Origin of the sequence: Aurantimonas marina, assembly GCF_017183135.1 — a bacterium.
GTDB lineage: Bacteria > Pseudomonadota > Alphaproteobacteria > Rhizobiales > Rhizobiaceae > Aurantimonas > Aurantimonas marina.
In genome coordinates, this window is record NZ_JADDXW010000044.1 from 1 (window position 1) to 1,688 (window position 1,688).

Sequence of the window (1,688 nt, forward strand, 5' to 3'; positions counted from 1 at the left end):
GTTGCCACCCGCTCACCTTTCTCGTTCTGGATCTCGGCGAGGAAACACCTTGACTCCCTTCCGCGCCAAAATTCGCGCCTTGGCATCGCCCAGCCCAGCGCGGCGCCCGTCACGATCCGAACCGCGCCGGCAACTCACTTCGCCATGTAGACGTGAGCGGACGCTTTGAAGGCGCTTTCCGCTGGTACGCTCAACCAACCTTCGCTAGCGGGCAGCTTCTCTTTAGGGACGCGAATAGCGTTTGGACAGACGAGGCAATATCCGGATGGCGCCGAACGGAGATTTGCAAACGAAGTTGCCGAAGGAGATCGGTGGACCATGAGAACCCCGAACGGCCGCACAACGCCAATCGCACAGATCCGCCCGCTCACACGAGGACGCGTGGCGCGTCAGGTCGAAATCGAACGGGAGCGCTCAACGATCTGCGTGCCTGAGTTGCGGGAGGGTCGGGGTGCTTTCCTTCTCTTCATCGAGGGTGACGAACTCTACGACGAAATGATCGGGGCGATTGAGCGCGCCGAGAGAGATATCTGCATGGAATCCTACATCTTCGCGGCGGACGAAGTCGGACAGCGCTTCGCCGATGCTCTTGCGGCCAAGGCCCGCAGTGGACTCCACGTACGGCTGCATCTCGATGCTTTCGGGGCCGGCTACAGGACTTTCCATGACATGGGACGCAACCTCGAGGGTGCAGGCGTGCGGTTAAGATGGTTTCATTCGTTCAACTTATACCGCCCGCTCCGATATCTGCAGCGCAACCACCGCAAGCTGCTAGTGGTCGACGGTCGAGAAGCATTCCTCGGCGGCTTCAACATCCGCCGTGTGAACTCTCGCAGGCTTTACGGTAAAACGCGGCAGCGTGACACCCATGTACGCGTCGCCGGAGAACTCGCATCGCTCGCTGCCATCCTTTTCGATCGGCTTTGGCACCGGGCAGCACCGATTCCGGCCAAGGCCATTCCCGACCATCCGACGGGCATGGAGGCCTTGCTCGTGCCCAGCTATTCGCGCCATTGTCGGCAACGTCTCGCCTGCCTGCACGCCGGGCTGATCGATAACGCGCGGCAGCACGTCTATCTGACCTCGCCGTATTTCGGTCCGGGAACGGTTGTCGATACAGCCCTGCAGAACGCGGCGAAACGCGGAGTCGACGTGCGCCTGCTCGTACCCCGGCGGGGAGATCCGCTAGCTGCGGCGTGGGCAACCCGCGCCGCCTATGAGCCGCTTCTAGCCGCCGGTGTGCGGGTTTACGAGTATCTGCCTCGCCAGCTTCACGCCAAGACGTCGGTCATCGACGAGGAATGGTCCATGATCGGCTCGGCCAACCTCGATTACCTGAGTCTGTTCGTCAATCAGGAGCTGATTCTTCTGGCGCACGACCGCACATTGGCGGAGGCGTTGCACGTTCAATACCGTCGGGACGTTGGGGAAGCGGCGGAAGTGCTTCTATCCGAGTGGCAGGGCCGAGGCTGGCGTGCGCACGGGCTTGAGTTGGTCGGCCGGGCAGGACGCCGGCTCATTTAGACGCCCGCGCAGGCGCAGGGCGGCCGAAGAGCTCGTCGCTTGGACGCCGCCTCGGCACCTGATCCACCTTCGGAGCAGCCATAGCCGGAGCGAAGGAAAACGAACGGACCGAGTCCACCGAGAGTCCGAGAGGATGGTTGCGGCGATTATGGAGGCGGAACGGG

At 62.4% G+C, this 1,688-nt stretch carries 1 protein-coding gene; it reads left to right on the plus strand.

Annotation, left to right across the window (positions count from 1 at the left end; translation table 11 throughout):
• The first annotated feature begins 165 nt into the window (after nucleotides 1-165).
• Nucleotides 166-1,524: a phospholipase D-like domain-containing protein gene (locus ING15_RS19195; RefSeq protein ID WP_206456449.1), complete on the plus strand. Its 1,359-nt coding sequence runs from the start codon at nucleotides 166-168 to the stop codon at nucleotides 1,522-1,524.
• Nucleotides 1,525-1,688 lie beyond the last annotated feature (164 nt).